General features: G+C 62.1%; 12 protein-coding genes. 11 read left to right on the top strand and 1 reads right to left on the bottom strand.

Annotated features, from left to right (window positions below; translation table 11 throughout):
• Positions 1 to 55 precede the first annotated feature (55 nt).
• The 9 genes from trmB (at position 56) to pnp (ending at position 11772) form a co-directional block, all read left to right on the top strand.
• Positions 56 to 742 carry a tRNA (guanine(46)-N(7))-methyltransferase TrmB gene (gene trmB / locus ACX3M4_RS16075; RefSeq protein WP_459354013.1) on the top strand — a complete coding sequence of 229 codons (687 nt, stop codon included), beginning with the start codon at positions 56 to 58 and terminating at the stop codon, positions 740 to 742.
• Between the two features lie 350 nt (positions 743 to 1092).
• Positions 1093 to 1686, top strand: coding sequence for a ribosome maturation factor RimP (gene rimP / locus ACX3M4_RS16070; protein WP_459359441.1), 594 nt, complete (start codon positions 1093 to 1095; stop codon positions 1684 to 1686).
• Between the two features lie 67 nt (positions 1687 to 1753).
• Positions 1754 to 3406, top strand: a complete 1653-nt coding sequence (gene nusA / locus ACX3M4_RS16065) for a transcription termination factor NusA (protein WP_459354012.1) — start codon at positions 1754 to 1756, stop codon at positions 3404 to 3406.
• A gap of 68 nt (positions 3407 to 3474) precedes the next feature.
• Positions 3475 to 4110, top strand: coding sequence for an RNA-binding protein (locus ACX3M4_RS16060; protein WP_459354011.1), 636 nt, complete (start codon positions 3475 to 3477; stop codon positions 4108 to 4110).
• A 31-nt stretch (positions 4111 to 4141) separates the two neighbouring features.
• Positions 4142 to 6853, top strand: coding sequence for a translation initiation factor IF-2 (gene infB / locus ACX3M4_RS16055; RefSeq protein WP_459354010.1), 2712 nt, complete (start codon positions 4142 to 4144; stop codon positions 6851 to 6853).
• 193 nt (positions 6854 to 7046) lie between these two features.
• Positions 7047 to 7454 (top strand): 30S ribosome-binding factor RbfA, encoded by a 408-nt coding sequence (gene rbfA / locus ACX3M4_RS16050; RefSeq protein WP_459354009.1) that lies wholly within the window; start codon positions 7047 to 7049, stop codon positions 7452 to 7454.
• 304 nt (positions 7455 to 7758) lie between these two features.
• Positions 7759 to 8703, top strand: a complete 945-nt coding sequence (gene truB, locus ACX3M4_RS16045; protein WP_459354008.1) for a tRNA pseudouridine(55) synthase TruB — start codon at positions 7759 to 7761, stop codon at positions 8701 to 8703.
• 210 nt (positions 8704 to 8913) lie between these two features.
• The gene (rpsO, locus tag ACX3M4_RS16040) at positions 8914 to 9183 is read left to right on the top strand and encodes a 30S ribosomal protein S15 (RefSeq protein ID WP_459354007.1); all 270 of its coding nucleotides are present in this window, start codon (positions 8914 to 8916) and stop codon (positions 9181 to 9183) included.
• A gap of 453 nt (positions 9184 to 9636) precedes the next feature.
• Complete coding sequence (gene pnp, locus ACX3M4_RS16035) at positions 9637 to 11772, top strand: polyribonucleotide nucleotidyltransferase (RefSeq protein WP_459354006.1); 2136 nt, start codon at positions 9637 to 9639, stop codon at positions 11770 to 11772.
• 57 nt (positions 11773 to 11829) lie between these two features.
• Here the strand turns inward: pnp and ACX3M4_RS16030 are convergent, their stop codons facing one another.
• Positions 11830 to 14583 carry a putative bifunctional diguanylate cyclase/phosphodiesterase gene (locus ACX3M4_RS16030; protein ID WP_459354005.1) on the bottom strand — a complete coding sequence of 918 codons (2754 nt, stop codon included), beginning with the start codon at positions 14581 to 14583 and terminating at the stop codon, positions 11830 to 11832.
• A 471-nt stretch (positions 14584 to 15054) separates the two neighbouring features.
• Here ACX3M4_RS16030 and dapB point away from each other — a divergent pair, with 471 nt between their 5' ends.
• Positions 15055 to 15867, top strand: coding sequence for a 4-hydroxy-tetrahydrodipicolinate reductase (gene dapB / locus ACX3M4_RS16025; protein WP_459354004.1), 813 nt, complete (start codon positions 15055 to 15057; stop codon positions 15865 to 15867).
• Positions 15868 to 15896: 29 nt separating this feature from the next.
• Complete coding sequence (locus ACX3M4_RS16020; protein WP_459354003.1) at positions 15897 to 16517, top strand: 2,3-bisphosphoglycerate-dependent phosphoglycerate mutase; 621 nt, start codon at positions 15897 to 15899, stop codon at positions 16515 to 16517.
• The last annotated feature ends 123 nt before the right edge of the window (positions 16518 to 16640 follow it).

The raw sequence follows: 16640 nt of genomic DNA, 5'->3' as shown, positions 1-16640 counted from the left end.
TGAAGAAGCAGATCGCCGGCTCCGCTCCGGCGATCTGTCGTTTTGAAGTAGCAAGATGACCGACCGTTACGAAGGTTCCTTTTTCGGCCGCCGCAAGGGCAAGCCACTGAGCCCGCGCCGCGAGGCGCTGATGGAAAACGAATTGCCGCGCCTGTCGCTGGACCTGTCTGCGCCTGCGCCTGCGGATCTGAGAGATCTGTTCGATGCGGATGTCGACACGGTCTGCCTGGAGGTCGGTTTCGGCGGCGGCGAGCATCTGCTTCACCGGGCAAGGACCAATCCGCGCACCGGCTTCATTGGTGTCGAGCCGTTTGTCGGCAGCATGGCCAAGGCCGTTACCGCCGTTGTGGGCGAAGGCCTGCAGAATGTCCGCCTCTATGACGACGATGCCATAAATGTGCTCGACTGGCTGCCGGAGGCGAGTCTCGATCTTGCCTACCAGCTCTACCCGGACCCCTGGCCGAAGAAGCGTCACTGGAAGCGCCGCTTTATCAACGCAGAGAATCTCGACCGCTACGCCCGCGCAATCAAGCCCGGTGCCGAGTTCCGGTTTGCCTCCGATATCGACACATATGTCGACTGGACCCTGCGCCATTGCCGCGACCATGCGGCCTTTGACTGGACGGCAGAAACGTCTGCCGACTGGAAGACCCCATGGGACGGTTGGCCGGGCACCCGCTACGAGGCCAAGGCCAACCGCGAGGGCCGCATCGGCCGCTATCTGACGTTCCGCAGGGTTTAGCCGTAAAGCGTAGGCATTCGGGTCGCATTTCCGGCCTGCCGCAACTTCTTTGAGGAATTTGGCCGGGCCTCTTGCCTTTTTGACAAGTTTGGCGTTATACAGCCCGTGTTTCACCTCAAACGGCTTATCTGAGCACTTTGAGAGTGGGCCCGCCGGGGACCCGCTCTTTTTTGCTTACATAATCCGGAAACGGTCGAATTCGGGATTTCGAGCAGGATTGCCCTATGTAAACGCCAGATCAGGCATCCGATGCTCAGGATCGACCCGCCAGAGGCGCTTCGCGTCAGCCGGCGGAGATTGATCGCGTGAATAAAGTCAAGGCCGGAAGCGGCCGCATCGAGGAGCCAGGTGTGAGCGCACACGAACCGAGAATTGTGACGGAACAGGGCCTTGACGCCCGTGTTGCCGCAATTGTGGAGCCGGTCATCGAAGACCTTGGCTACCGGCTCGTGCGGACCCGGATCAGCGCCCAGAACGGCTGCACATTGCAGATCATGGCCGAGCGCCCGGACGGCACGATGACCGTCGAGGACTGCGAAACCATCAGCCGCGCCGTATCGCCGGCGCTCGATGTCGAGGACCCGATCAACCGGGCCTACCACCTTGAAGTTTCTTCTCCGGGTATCGACCGGCCGCTGGTGCGTGCCGGCGACTTCAACCGCTGGGCCGGTCACGAGCTGAAGGTCGAGATGGCCGTGATGCTGGACGGCCGCAAGCGCTTCCGTGGCAAGTTGCTCGGCGCCGGGGACGGCACCGCAAAGCTGCGCCTGCCGGATGTGCGCGAGGGAGAGGACGACACCGTTGCGCTGCCGCTGGAAAATATCGGCGAAGCCAAGCTGGTGCTGACCGACGATTTGATTACCGCAGCTCTTCAGGCCGAAAAAGCAGCGCTTGCCGCGCGCGGCGAAGACGAAGAGCTGACACAGGACAACAGGCCCAACTGAGCCTCAAGCTCAGGCGGAGAAAAGAAGAACGCGCCCGAACCGATCCTTGGCGCAAGAGGAGTGGAATATGGCAATCAGCGCGAACCGGCTGGAACTGCTGCAAATCGCTGACGCGGTCGCACGGGAGAAATCCATCGACCGGATGATCGTCATCAACGCGATGGAAGACGCAATCCAGAAGGCGGCCCGCTCCCGCTACGGCACCGAGACGGAAGTCCGTGCGGAAATCAATCCGAAGACCGGTGAGATCCGTCTGCAGCGCCTGCTTCAGGTCGTTGACAGCGTAGAAAACGTCTCCACGGAAATTGCGCTCGACGAGGCGCAGGCCCGCAACCCGGAAGCCGGTCTTGGCGATTTCATTGCTGAACCGTTGCCGCCACTCGATTTCGGCCGTATCGCCGCCCAGTCCGCAAAGCAGGTCATCGTGCAGAAAGTGCGCGAAGCCGAGCGCGACCGCCAGTATGACGAATTCAAGGACCGCGTCGGCGAAGTCATCAACGGTGTCGTCAAGCGCGCCGAATACGGCAACGTCATCGTGGATCTGGGCCGTGGTGAAGGCATCGTGCGCCGCGACGAGCTGATCCCGCGCGAAATCTTCCGCACCGGCGACCGCATCCGCGCCTATATCTACGACGTGCGCCGCGAGCAGCGCGGTCCGCAGATTTTCCTGTCGCGCACCCATCCGCAGTTCATGGCCAAGCTCTTTGCCCAGGAAGTACCGGAAATCTATGACGGCGTCATCGAGATCAAGTCGGTTGCCCGTGACCCGGGCTCGCGCGCCAAGATCGCCGTGATCTCCAAGGATAGCTCGATCGACCCGGTCGGCGCCTGCGTCGGTATGCGCGGCAGCCGCGTTCAGGCCGTTGTCGGTGAACTTCAGGGCGAGAAGATCGACATTATTCCGTGGAACGACGAAGCCGCGACGTTCATCGTCAACGCCCTGCAGCCGGCGGAAGTCGCCAAGGTCGTTCTCGACGAAGACGCCGAGCGTATTGAAGTTGTCGTCCCGGATGACCAATTGTCTCTGGCGATCGGCCGCCGCGGTCAGAACGTCCGTCTGGCGTCCCAGCTCACCGGCTGGGCCATCGACATCATGACCGAGCAGGAAGAAAGCGACCGCCGCCAGAAGGAATTCCTGGAGCGTTCGCAACTCTTCATGGAAGCCCTCAATGTCGACGAGATGGTCGGCCAGCTTCTGGCGACCGAAGGCTTTACCTCGGTTGAGGAAGTGGCCTATGTCGAGCTCGACGAAATCGCGATGATCGAAGGTTTCGACGACGACACCGCCGTCGAGATCCAGGCCCGCGCCCGCGACTATCTGGCCGAACTCGAAGCCAAGCTCGACGAGGAACGCATCGAACTCGGCGTTTCCGACGACCTGCGCTCGATTGACGGCCTGACAACGGCTATGCTGGTTGCGCTCGGCAAGGACGACATCAAGACGATGGAAGATCTCGCCGGCTGTGCCGCCGACGATCTCGTCGGCTGGACCGAACGCAAGGACGGCGAAACCAAGCGCTTCGACGGCGCTCTTACCGGGTTCGACATGTCCCGCGCGGAAGCAGAGAACATCGTTATGGCGGCCCGTCTCGCGGCCGGCTGGATCACCGAAGAGGAACTCGCGGCCCAGGCCGGGGAGTATGCCGATGAGGATGAGGAAGCCGAAGAGGTCGAAGTCGCTCAGGAAGAGCCGCATGGCGGCGCCATCCTGAACGGATAACCAAGAGGCAATCGGCTTTTGACCCGGCGCCAGGTGCGGCGGGTCGGGTGATCCGGAGGAACGGCGGCGTGCCAAGGAAGAACGAACCGACCGAACGGCAATGCGCCGTCACCCGGGAGGTTCAACCGGTCAGTTCGTTGATCCGGTTCGTCCTCGATCCCGAGGGCCAGGTGGTCCCGGATCTGAAACGGGTTCTTCCGGGCCGGGGTGTCTGGGTGAGCGCCACGAGAGAGATCGTGGCGGTTGCCGAGAAGGACCGGAAGAAAGTTTTCGGCAGGGGCTTCAAGACGGAAGTCCGTGTCGAGCCGGGACTGGCGGATCGGGTCGATGCGCTCATGGAACGGTTGGCGCTACAGGCGCTGTCCATGACGCGCAAGGCCGGTGAGCTGGTGACCGGTTTCGCAAAGGTTGAAGCGGCTCTGCGGCGGGATCCCGTCGTGGGGCTGATCCACGCCACGGACGCTGCAGAGGACGGGGTGCGGAAGCTGGCGGCGGTGGCCGCGGCAAGAGAGGAGCCGACAAACGGATGCCAATTCGTCCGTTTGTTCGATTCGGACCAATTGGATTTGGCATTGGGCCGGTCAAATGTGATACATGCTGCACTGCTTGCGGGGCAGGCGAGCGAAAATTTCCTGGCACGGGCACGTGATCTGGAGCATTTTCGCAGCTTTTCCGCGGCAAGCGGCGCTAATGGCGACGCCTGATTAAGGGCAGTTGCGCAGGACTGAAGGCAATATGAGCGATACGAAAAATCCGGGCGACAAGACAATCAGCGTTGAGCGTGGCAAGACGCTTGGCCTCAAGCGCGGCGGTGGCGATCAGGGAACTGTTCGGCAGTCCTTCTCGCACGGCCGGTCGAAAGCCGTCGTCGTGGAGAAGAAGAAGCGCCGTGTCGTGATCCCGGGACAGGAGCCGAAACCGGAAGGTCCGGCACCGACGACCCAGCGTCTCGACAGGCCCGCCGAAGCACCGCGCACCGCACCGCAGCCTGATCCGCAGGCCGCAAAGCAGGCGCGCCGCGCCGCGTCCGGCCAGCGCCCGAAAGGCAACGGCAACGTTCTGCGCACCCTGACCAAGGAAGAGGCCGCCGCCCGTATGGCTGCCCTGGAAATGGCCAAGGTACGCGACGCCGAAGAACGCAAGCAGCGCGTGGAAGACGAAAAGCGCCGGGCCGTCGAGGCCGCACAGCGTCAGGCCGAGGAAGAAGCCCAGGCCAAGGTGGAAGCCGAGGAACGCGCCAAGCGCGAAGCCGAGGAAGCACGCCTTGCCGCTGAAGCGCCGAAGCAGGAACCGGCTGCGCCTGCCGCAGAAGCCGCACCCGCTCCGGCTGCACCGGCAGCGACGTCCAGGGTGGCGCGCAAGCCTGCCCACGCCGACGGCGGCAAGCCGCCCAGCCTTGACGACATGGGCAAGCGCAAGGAGCCGGCAGCCGCCGCGCGTCCGAAGCCGGCCCGCGAAGAAGGCGAAGACGACGATCGCAACAAGGGCGTGCGCGCTGTCAAGCGGCCGAAGCAGGCACCTGCGCCGGCAGCCCGTCCGCGTGCCGGCGAAGACCGCCGCCGCTCCAAGCTGACCATTTCGGCTGCCACGGGTGGCGACGACGGCCAGCGCGCCCGCTCGCTTGCCTCCATGCGCCGCCGCCAGGAAAAGGCCAAGCGCGGCCAGCAGCAGGTGGTGCGCGAGAAGATCTCGCGTGAAGTCGTCCTGCCGGAAGCCATCACGATCCAGGAACTCGCCAACCGAATGGCCGAGCGCGCAGTGGACGTGATCAAGCTTCTGATGAAGCAGGGCCAGATGCTCAAGATCAACGACGTCATCGACGCCGACACGGCCGAGCTGATCGCCGAGGAGCTGGGCCACACGGTCAAGCGCGTCTCCGAATCCGATGTGGAAACCGGACTGTTCACCACCACAGACGAGGCCTCCACGCTGAAGCCGCGTCCGCCGGTCGTGACCATCATGGGCCATGTCGACCACGGCAAGACCTCGCTGCTCGACGCGATCCGCAAGTCCAAGGTTGTCACCGGCGAAGCTGGCGGTATCACCCAGCATATCGGCGCTTACCAGGTCGATCAGGACGGCAACAAGATCACCTTCATCGATACGCCTGGCCACGCGGCCTTCTCGCAGATGCGTGCCCGCGGTGCCAAATCGACCGATATCGTGATCCTGGTCGTGGCCGCGGACGACGGCGTCATGCCGCAGACCAAGGAAGCCGTGGCGCACGCCAAGGCTGCCGACGTGCCGATCATCGTCGCCATCAACAAGATGGACAAGCCTGGCGCCGATCCGAACCGGGTCCGCACCGAACTCCTCAGCGAGTCCCTCGTCGTGGAAGGCATGGGCGGTGACGTCATCGACGTGGAAGTCTCGGCCAAGAGCGGCCAGAACCTCGACAAGCTGCTGGAAATGATCCTGCTGCAGGCCGAAGTTCTCGAACTCCAGGCCAATCCGGACCGCACCGCGGAAGGCATCGTCATCGAAGCGCAGCTCGACAAGGGCCGCGGTCCGGTCGCGACCGTGCTGGTGCAGAAGGGGACCCTCAAGCCGGGCGACATTCTCGTCGCCGGTGCCGAGTGGGGCCGTGTCCGCGCCATGCTCGACGAGAACGGCAACCAGGTGAAGGAAGCCGGCCCGGCCAAGCCGGTCGAGGTTCTGGGTTTCCAGGGCACTCCGGAAGCCGGCGATATGGTCGCTGTGGTCGAGAACGAGGCCCGTGCCCGCGAGATCACCGACTACCGTCAGCGCCAGATCCGCGAGAAGGCCTCCGTGGTCGCCTCCGGTTCGCGCGGCTCGCTCGAGCAGATGATGAACCGCCTGCAGGAAACCGGCAAAAAGGAATTCCCGCTGGTTCTCAAGGCCGACGTGCAGGGCTCGGCGGAAGCCATCGCCCACGCGCTTACCGAACTCGGCAACGAGGAAGTCGGCGCCCGCATCCTGCTCTCCGGCGTCGGTGGCATCACCGAAAGTGACATCACGCTGGCGGCCGCCTCCAAGGCGCCGATCCTCGGCTTCAACGTGCGTGCCAACAAGCAGGCCCGTGAAGCAGCCAGCCGCGACGGTATCGAGATCCGCTACTACAACGTGATCTACGACCTCGTCGACGACATCAAGGCAGCGCTCTCCGGCATGCTGTCGCCGGAACGCCGCGAAACCTTCCTCGGCAATGCGGAGATCAAGGAAATCTTCCACATCTCCAAGGTCGGCAAGGTGGCAGGCTGTCTGGTTACCGAAGGTGTGGTCGAGCGCGGCGCCAATGTCCGCCTCATCCGCGACGACGTCGTCATCCACGAAGGCGAACTGGGCACGCTCAAGCGCTTCAAGGACGAGGTCAAGTCGGTCGAGTCCGGTCAGGAATGCGGCATGAACTTCGTGAAGTACCAGGATATGCGTCCGGGCGACGTCATCGAGTGCTTCCGCGTCGAACAGATCGCGCGTACGCTCTGATCTGATCGCCGGATCCAGTCCTTCCGGGCATGTGCGGCCAGCTGCCATGCCCGAAATTCAGACATGAGAGCGCGCGAAAGCGCGCTCTTTTCTCATTTGGCGCCAATGCGGCGCGTTACATTCGCCGGAAACCGGGCGGGCTCAGCTTAGTGTATCGGGCTGGTCTGGCCGCACGGCGGCAAGGACAATAACAATGGCAAGACATCACGGACAGGACAGCCGTGGCCCGTCCCAGCGCCAGTTGCGCGTTGGCGAAACGGTGCGCAAGGAGCTGTCCGACATTCTGACCCGCGGCGGCTTCTCCGATCCCGATCTCGACGGCGTCATCGTCACCATTCCCGAAGTGCGCATGACCCCGGACCTGCGCCTGGCGACCTGCCTGGTGATGCCGCTTGGCGGCAAGGACGCGGACAAGGTGGAAAAGGCGCTCAACCGCAGCGCCAAGTTCCTGCGCGGCCAGGTCTCGCGCCGCCTGACCATGAAATACATGCCGGACCTGCGCTTCGTGCTCGACACCCGCTTCGACGACGACGACCGCATCGGCACGCTGCTGCATTCGCCGGAAGTCTCCCGGGACCTGGCAGCGGACGAAGAGGAATAGGATTAGGCGAAGATATCGCGCGAAGATCTCTGATTTGTCATCCGTATTGTAGTGCAACGGCAGATCGGGTTCCGCGAGATCTGGCACAGGAACTTAGCCGCCGCACCTACCCACCTCATCCTGAGGAAGGCCGCTAGGCCTGTCTCGAAGGATGGGCGGCACGCTCAGGAGCAAGCGGCCCGTCTTCGAGACAGCGCTTACGCGCTTCCTCAGGGTGAGGGCGCGGCATGCGGCGATCGAAGCGAATAGATGACAAGAGGGAGAGGATCTTGCGCTCTCTCTTCAACGAACCAACAGCAGACACATGGCACGTCAGAAACAAGTCAAAAGAAAAAGAAACGCCATCAATGGCTGGCTGGTGCTGGACAAGCCCTACGGGCTGACTTCCAACGATGCCCTGGGCAAGCTGAAGCGGATCTTCTCGCCGGAGAAGGTCGGCCATGCCGGCACGCTTGATCCGCGTGCCTCGGGTCTGTTGCCGGTCGCCTTTGGAGAAGCCACCAAGACGGTGCCTTTCGTCATGGATGGCCGCAAGGTCTACCGGTTCGAAGTGACCTGGGGCGAGGAGACCAATACCGACGACACCGAGGGCGAGGTGATTGCCACCTCGCAAGTCCGTCCCGCGCCGGAAGAGATTGCCGCCGTTCTCGGCGAGTTCGTCGGCACGATCATGCAGGTGCCGCCAATCTTCTCCGCCATCAAGGTGGCCGGGGAACGCGCCTATGATCTTGCCCGCGACGGCGAGGAGGTTGTGCTGGAAGCCCGCCCGATCGACGTGCACCGGCTGAACCTTGTCGAATGTCCGGACCAAAATCGTGCCGTCTTCGAAGCCGAATGCGGCAAGGGCACCTATGTGCGCGCGCTCGCCCGCGATCTCGGCCGCCGCCTCGGTACCTGTGGTCACGTTACGGAACTGCGCCGTCTGCTGGTCGGCCCTTTCGGCGAAGAAGACATGGTCGGGCTGGACGAACTTCTGGAAGCTGCCGAAGCCTTGGAAGAAAGCGCCGGCATCGGGGATCTGGTGGCGGAGTTCGTCCTGCCGGTGCGCGATGCTATGGATGCACTGGTCGAAGTCCCGGTCTCGCTCGACGATGCGGCCAGGATCCGCAAGGGCATGGCCGTGCTGTTGCGTGGCCGCGATGCCCCGCTCAACACGGAGGTCGCCTTCGCCAGCCACGCCGACGTACCGGTCGCCATCGGCTCAATTGACAAGGGCCGGTTCCAGCCAAGCCGTGTGTTTCATCTCTGATTTCGGAAATGGCGAAAAGCTGCGAGATTCTTCTGGCTTTCCGCGGGGTTTTCTGCCATATACCGCCGCCATTGGGCACTGATGCCCAATTCGTCCGGAAGGATCCTTTGCTGAACGACATCTCGGCTCTGGAAACATCCGGATCAGGCCGGTCTCCGGCAGTTCAACGCGCCCGGCCAACGGGCCACCACTCTTTGAAAGGAAAGAGCGATGTCGATTACTGCAGAGCGCAAAGCTGAGCTCATCAAGGAATACGCCATCAAGGAAGGCGACACCGGTTCCCCGGAAGTGCAGGTTGCGATCCTCACCGAGCGCATCAACAACCTGACCGAACACTTCAAGGGTCACGGCAAGGACAACCATTCCCGCCGCGGTCTTCTGAAGATGGTTGCGCAGCGCCGGTCCCTTCTGGACTACGCGCGCGGCAAGAGCGAAGAACGCTACAAGTCGCTGATCGAGCGTCTTGGCATTCGCCGCTAAGATCCAAACTTTCAAAACGCGGTGGGCAGGAATGTCCGCCGCGTTTTTCTATTAAAGCGCGTTGCGTCCAACAAGAAAGTCTTGCATCGCTAGTTTCGTTGAAATCCTCGAATTCAGGCAGTGAAAAGCGATACAGATCAGACGAGACGTGCTCTGAAGGCGCATGGCGGCAGGGTGCCGGAGCGGTGAGTTCCGGGTCCGGCAAAAGCCAGGCGCTCAAATGACTCAAGGGCGTTTCCATTTGATGGCAAACGCACTATAGAGACCTCGTGACAAGTCATGGGGCAGGATTGCCGGCTTCTTTTTGCAAGTGATGCTGAAAGCAGCCCGTCGTCTTGCCCGTGGCCTGTCCGCCGGTAACCGGCCCATACGGGGCCGACCGGGAACGTGCCTGGTTCCAGAACGGTGCTGCGAGGAACGCAGCCGGAACCGGCAAAGCTGTAAGGACAGATAATGTTCGATATTCATCGTGTAGAAGTCGAGTGGGGCGGACGTCCGCTCGTGCTCGAAACGGGCAAGGTTGCCCGTCAGGCAGACGGTGCCGTGATGGCGACCTATGGCGAAACCAAGGTCCTGGCGACCGTCGTTTCCGCCAAGTCCCCGAAGCCGGGCCAGGACTTCTTCCCGCTCACCGTGAACTACCAGGAAAAGGCATTTGCCGCCGGTAAGATCCCGGGTGGCTACTTCAAGCGCGAAGGCCGCCCGTCCGAGCACGAAACCCTCACGTCCCGCCTGATCGACCGTCCGATCCGCCCGCTCTTCGCGGACGGCTACAAGAACGACACCCAGGTGATCATCACCGTGCTGTCGCACGATCTGGAAAACGCTCCGGACATCCTCGCGATGGTGGCCTCTTCCGCCGCGCTGACGCTCTCCGGCGTTCCGTTCATGGGCCCGATTGGCGGCGCCCGCGTCGGCTACATCAACGGCGAATATGTCCTCAACCCGCTGGTTGACGACATGCCGGAATCCCAGCTCGATCTGGTTGTCGCCGGCACCACCGACGCCGTGCTGATGGTGGAATCGGAAGCCAAGCAGCTCGACGAAGACGTCATGCTCGGCGCGGTGATGTTTGGTCACAAGGGTTTCCAGCCGGTGATCGACGCGATCATCAAGCTGGCCGAAACCGCTGCCAAGGAACCGCGCGAGCTGGTTCTGCCGGATCATTCCGACCTTTACGCCAAGATCAAGTCGATGGCTGAAGGCGACCTGGTCGAAGCTTACAAGATCACCTCCAAGACGGACCGCAAGAACGCGATCGACGCCGCCAAGGCGAAGGTCGTCGAGGCCCTGATCACCAATGCAGCCGAAGGCGAAGCCGTCGAAGGCACCGTTCTTGGCGATCAGTTCAAGAAGCTGGAAGCCTCGATCGTGCGCGGTGCGATCCTCGATACTGGCAACCGCATCGACGGCCGTGACCTGTCGACCGTCCGTGCAATTTCCTCCGAAGTCGGCTTCCTGCCGCGCGCACATGGTTCCGCCCTGTTCACCCGCGGCGAAACCCAGGGCCTGGTGGTTGCCACCCTCGGCACCGGCGAAGACGAGCAGTTCATCGACCTGCTGGAAGGCACCGTGAAGGCCCACTTCATGCTGCACTACAACTTCCCGCCCTATTCCGTCGGTGAAACCGGCCGCATGGGCTCCCCGGGACGTCGCGAAATCGGCCACGGCAAGCTTGCCTGGCGTGCGATCAACCCGATGCTGCCGGCGCATCACGAGTTTCCGTACACGCTGCGTGTCGTTTCCGAGATCACCGAATCCAACGGCTCGTCCTCCATGGCAACCGTCTGCGGCACCTCGCTGGCGCTGATGGATGCCGGTGTGCCGCTCAAGTCTCCGGTCGCCGGTATCGCCATGGGCCTGATCAAGGAAGGCGACCGTTTCGCGGTTCTGTCCGACATCCTTGGCGATGAAGATCACCTCGGCGACATGGACTTCAAGGTGGCCGGTACCGCCGAAGGCATCACCGCGCTGCAGATGGACATCAAGATCGACGGCATCACCGAAGAGATCATGAAGGTCGCGCTCGGCCAGGCCAAGGACGGCCGTATTCATATCCTCGGCGAAATGTCCAAGGCGATCACCGAAGCCCGCTCCGAGCTCGGCGAACATGCGCCGCGCATCGAAGTGATGAAGATCCCGGTCGACAAGATCCGTGAAGTCATCGGCTCCGGCGGCAAGGTCATCCGCGAAATCGTGGAAAAGACCGGCGCCAAGGTCAACATCGAGGACGACGGAACCGTCAAGATCGCATCTGCCGACGGCAAGGCGATCAAGGCTGCAGTCAACTGGATCAACTCCATTGCCGCCGAGCCGGAAGTGGGCATGATCTACGAAGGCACCGTTGTGAAGTGCGTCGATTTCGGCGCGTTCGTGAACTTCTTCGGCGCCAAGGACGGTCTGGTCCACATCTCCCAGCTGGCTCCGAAGAAAGTCGCCAAGGTCACCGACGTGATCAAGGAAGGCGACAAGGTCTGGGTCAAGCTCATGGGCTTCGACGAGCGTGGCAAGGTGCGCCTGTCCATGAAGGTTGTCGACCAGGAGACCGGCAAGGAAATCGAACGCCAGGAAAAGGCAGACGCCGAATAAGCGCGTCTTCTCTACCAACGTGGAAACGGGGACCTTGCGGTCCCCGTTTTTGTTTGCTCACCCTGCTTTTGCCGCGACCGATTTCACGCCGTTCATGCTGGCCAGGTAGCGGTTAAAGTCGGCGCCGGACATGGGCCGGGCGAAACTGTAGCCCTGGATCAGATCGCAGCCGAAGGAGTGGATCAGCTCGCATTGTTCGCGGGTTTCCGCCCCCTCGCAGACGACGTCGATGCCGAGCGAACCGGCCATGGAAATGATCGCCTGCACGAGCGCCTGCCCGTCCTGGTCCCGTTCCAGGCCCATGATGAAGGACCGGTCGATCTTCAGTGTGTCGATCGGCAGGCGTTTCAGGTAGCTGAGCGAGGAAAAGCCTGTGCCGAAATCGTCCAGCGAGATCTTGATGCCGAGCGCGCTGATCGCCTCCAGGATCTCGACCGGATTGATCCGCTGGTCGTCGAACATCACGCTTTCGGTGATTTCCAGTTGCAGGCGGGCGGGGTCCATTCCGGTCTCGTCGAGGATTTCCTTCAACCGGTCGACAAAGCCCCTGTCGCGGCATTGCCGCGGTGAAATGTTGACGCTGATGCCCTCGAGCCGCAGGCCGTTGCGATTGCAGGACTGGAAAAACGAGCAAGCCTCGCGCAGCACCCATTCGCCAAGGGGAACGATCAGGCCGCAATCCTCGGCGACCTTGATGAACTCAGTGGGCGGGATCAAGCCGAGCTTGGCATCCGTCCAGCGGGCAAGGGTTTCGCAGCTCACCACACGGCTCTCGCCGAAGTCGACGATGGGCTGGAAATTGAGGTGCAGCTCGCCTTTTTCGATCGCCTGGCGCAGGGATATTTCGACCTGTCCGGCCCGTGCAGTCTGCTCGTTCATGCGCGTGGCGAAGAAACGGTAGCTGGCACCGCTGTCGGCCTTTGCCTGCAGCATGCTGCTGTCAGCCTGAAGAAGCAACGCCTCGTCGTTATCGCCGTCGCTGGGCGACAGGGTGATGCCGAGGCTGCCAGCCAGCACGACCTCAACGTCGTTTTCCAGGCCGATGGGCGTACCGACGGTCTCGAGGATCTCGCGGGCTGTCTGTTCGATCTGCCAGCGGTCCTCCGGGTTCGACAGGATAATCGCGAATTCGTCTCCGCCCATGCGGGCGACGGTCTGGTCCGGTCCAAGCACCTCGGTCAGCCGTGTGGCGACGGTTTCGATGACCTGATCCCCGGCTTTCGGGCCGTAGCTGTCGTTGACGGTCTTGAACCGGTCCAGATCGAGGATCATCAGCGCGGTCAGTTCGCCCGCATGCTTGTTGCGCTGCAGGGTCTGGCGCAACCGGTCCATAAAAAGGCGCCGGTTCGGCAGGCCGGTCAGGATGTCGAAATTGGCATTCTTCGTCGCCAGTTCCTCCTGGCGCTTGCGTTCGCTGATATCGGTGATCGTGGCATAAAAGGCCCGCTCGCCCCGCCATTCCGTTACACGCACATGCTGTTCCAGCCAGACGATCTGGCCATCCTTGCGGATGCCCTTGACCTCGGAGGCTCTGGGAGCGCTGCTGTTTTCACGCAGGTTGTAGTAGCTGCGCAGGCGGCTGTGCTCCTCCGGAGCATAGATCACCAGGGTCGGCGCTTCCACCAGTTGCTTCGGCTGGCCGGGCTCGTAACCCAGCATCTGCAGCAGCGCGTCGTTCACATAAAGGATGCGGTGATTGGCGTGCACGAGCACGCCGTGCAGCGACCCGTCGATCATGTCCTTGAACTGGGCATCGCGATTGCGCACGGATTCGAACGCGGCCTGGAACATGGACGCCAGCTTGTTGAACTCGTAGATGAGGCCCGGCGGTGGCGGCGACACCAGCCGGTCCTGCCGCAGGCTCATGGCATAGGCAACAAGACGTCCGAGGCCGGCGCTGGTGATGCGGTTGACGATAAGCGCCGCCCCGAGCGCGAGGATGGCCGTATAAAGCAGGAACGGCGTGAACAGCTTGCTGTAGGTCTCTTCCACTTTCTGCAGGGTGTCGACGGGCTGTTTGATCACCGCCGCCAGCATGTGGCCGTCGAGATCCTGCATCAGCGGGGCATAGACGAAAAGATTGTCGCCCTTGAGCGTGTAGTTGACCTCATCCGGTGTACCGGCAAGCCTGTCCGGCAAGCTTTCTGTGGCAAGGGCACCGAGCCCGGCGACGATATGGTTGTCATGATAGAAGGCGATGTCGTTCGCACGCAGGATTTTTGCGAGAATTCCCGGAAGTGTGAAGGAATCCGTGACGGTCGTGCCACCGTAAATTCTTCCCAGTGCACGGCCCGTCTTGGGGTCGAGAACAAGCACGGAAAGGGCCGCGGTGATTTCCACCGGATCGGATGTATGGTCGGCATATGTCACCCAGATATCCGGTGGCATCGCCGCGCGGACACTTGTGGGAAGCTGGTTGCGGATGTCGATGAGGCCGAGGCTGCCGTTGACCCAGCTGTCTTCGCCGGGATGATCGATCAGCAGGATGTCGAGAACCGCGCTTGTCATGCCCTCCGAAGCACGGTCGACGATCGCCTTTGCGGCGGTCTTGTCGCTGGTCTGCAGCGCTTCGCGGATGCCCGGGTCGGCGGCAATCGCCCGGATCTGGTTTTCCAGCTGATCCAGATGCTGGGTGAAGACGAGGCGCGCGAGCGTCGCCTTGGATTTGGCGCTTCGGGCGATTTCATGTTCGGCGATCGACAGGCTGCCGAGATAGGTGATCCAGAACAGCGCGATTGCCGTTCCGATGAGCCCGAAGGCAAACAGAGCCATCACTAGCCGGCTGAACGGGATGGAGAAGTTTGCTTTCAACGCAGCGCTCCTGAACCGGCGGCCGTCATGTTACGGGCTTGCTGGACTGCTTGGCGAACTGATGAAGCACAAACATGTCTCTTGCGTTGCTTGAAGTCGGGCACGGTCGGCAGGAACCGCGAGGTCAGCCGCGGATCCGGAAACAACCGGGCTTTCTCCGGGGTTGTCGGCTTCCTGAACATTCGTGCACACTATCATGAAATCTTTGCCCTGCCGCGCAAGTGTAAGAAAAAACAACCGCGAATTTTAACGTAACTAGCATGGGTTTATCTTTTGTGAATTGAATTGACGAAATTATTGGCGATATCTAGGTAATTTAACGTGCTATTCACCATGAAAACTACGAATTTCATATGGTAATATCTTACAAGTCCAATATTTTTCCAGGAGGCCTCTTTGCGGCTTATCTGGCGTTTGCCTGTCTTGGCGAAACTGGTATATCCCCAGCGAAGATCGAATGAGGGAACCTGAATGGGTCAGATGCGCTTGGTAATCGTCGGGGCCGGTGGCCGCATGGGGCGGGCGCTGACAAAGACGGTGGCCGAAACTCCCGGTGCGGTGGTTGTTGCCGCGATTGAGCGGGAAGGCTCCGAACTGCTCGGCAAGGATGCCGGCGACCTCGCCGGAACCGGCCCTCTCGGTGTGCCTGTGACCGACGATCCGCTGACAGGCTTTGCAAGGGCGGACGGCGTCCTCGATTTCACCACGCCGAAGGCCAGCCTGTGGTTCGCGGAACTTGCCGCACAGGCTCGGATTGTGCATGTCATCGGCACGACCGGATGGGCGGACGGCGAGGATGAGCCGCTGAAGGCGGCCGCACGCCACGCACGTATCGTCAAGTCCGGCAACATGAGCCTGGGCGTCAATCTGCTGGCCAGCCTGGTGCGCCAGGCCGCCGCTGCACTCGATGCGGATTTCGATATCGAGGTCCTCGAAATGCACCACAAGCACAAGGTCGATGCACCCTCGGGGACCGCCTTGCTGCTGGGCCGCGCGGCCGCGGAAGGGCGCGGTATCGATCTGGACGCCCATTCGGTCCGCAGCCGCGACGGCATCACCGGCGCCCGCCGTCAGGGCGATATCGGCTTTGCAACGCTTCGGGGCGGATCCGTGATCGGCGAACATTCGGTGATTTTCGCGAGCGAAGGCGAACGCATCGCGTTCACGCACCACGCGGACGACCGGCAGCTCTTCGCCCGCGGAGCCGTCAAGGCCGCCCTCTGGGGCTTCGACCGCAAGCCGGGCCTCTATTCAATGGCCGACGTTCTCGGCCTCAACTCATGATGCAGCGCAGATAGCTTGGGGAGAATGGCATGGATCGCCTTCTTGTGCTCGTCCGTCACGGACAGAGCGATTGGAACTTGAAAAACCTGTTCACCGGCTGGAAGAACCCGGACCTGACCGAACAGGGCGTGGCGGAAGCCCACAAGGCTGGCGAACAGCTGCGGGACCTGAAACTGAAGTTCGACATTGCCTTCACCTCGGACCTGTCGCGGGCGCAGAAGACCCTCGACATCATCCTGGGAGAACTCGGCCAGACGGGTCTGGAAACCGTGAAGGACCAGGCCCTGAACGAGCGCGACTATGGCGATCTCACAGGCATGAACAAGGACGAGGCACGCGAGAAATTCGGCGAAGAGCAGGTCCACATCTGGCGCCGCTCCTTCGATGTGCCGCCCCCGGGCGGCGAGAGCCTGAAGATGACCGCCGAGCGCGTGCTGCCCTATTACAAGTCGGAAATCCTGCCGCGGGTGCTGAAAGGCAACCGGACAATCGTCGCCGCACACGGCAACTCCCTGCGGGCGCTCATCATGGATCTTGAAGGCCTCAGCCCTGAGGAAATCCTGAAGCGGGAGCTCGGCACCGGCACCCCCATCATCTACCGCCTCGACGAAAACGGCGGCATCGTCAGCGTCCAGGATCTGGCGGACTGATCGGGAGCTGCGCTCCTATCAAATGAAGCAATTCTCAAACCGGGGCGGAAACCGCTCCGGTTTTTGTTTTGAGGGCAAGTCGTTTTACCGGGCAGCCTTTCAGGGCAACGGCTGCACCTTTTG

The sequence above is a fragment of the Roseibium sp. M-1 genome (genome assembly GCF_054515675.1).
Note: the sequence above shows the minus strand (reverse complement) of the source record. Positions and strands in the feature narration are given on the sequence as shown.

Bases quoted from the DNA above. Each gene is read 5' to 3' on its own strand.
- ACX3M4_RS16020 (WP_459354003.1), top strand. From the start codon at position 15,897: ATGGATCGCCTTCTTGTGCTCGTCCGTCACGGACAGAGCGATTGGAAC.
- nusA (WP_459354012.1), top strand. From the start codon at position 1,754: ATGGCAATCAGCGCGAACCGGCTGGAACTGCTGCAAATCGCTGACGCG.
- trmB (WP_459354013.1), top strand. From the start codon at position 56: ATGACCGACCGTTACGAAGGTTCCTTTTTCGGCCGCCGCAAGGGCAAG.
- rbfA (WP_459354009.1), top strand. From the start codon at position 7,047: ATGGCAAGACATCACGGACAGGACAGCCGTGGCCCGTCCCAGCGCCAG.
- rpsO (WP_459354007.1), top strand. From the start codon at position 8,914: ATGTCGATTACTGCAGAGCGCAAAGCTGAGCTCATCAAGGAATACGCC.
- pnp (WP_459354006.1), top strand. From the start codon at position 9,637: ATGTTCGATATTCATCGTGTAGAAGTCGAGTGGGGCGGACGTCCGCTC.
- truB (WP_459354008.1), top strand. From the start codon at position 7,759: ATGGCACGTCAGAAACAAGTCAAAAGAAAAAGAAACGCCATCAATGGC.
- dapB (WP_459354004.1), top strand. From the start codon at position 15,055: ATGGGTCAGATGCGCTTGGTAATCGTCGGGGCCGGTGGCCGCATGGGG.
- infB (WP_459354010.1), top strand. From the start codon at position 4,142: ATGAGCGATACGAAAAATCCGGGCGACAAGACAATCAGCGTTGAGCGT.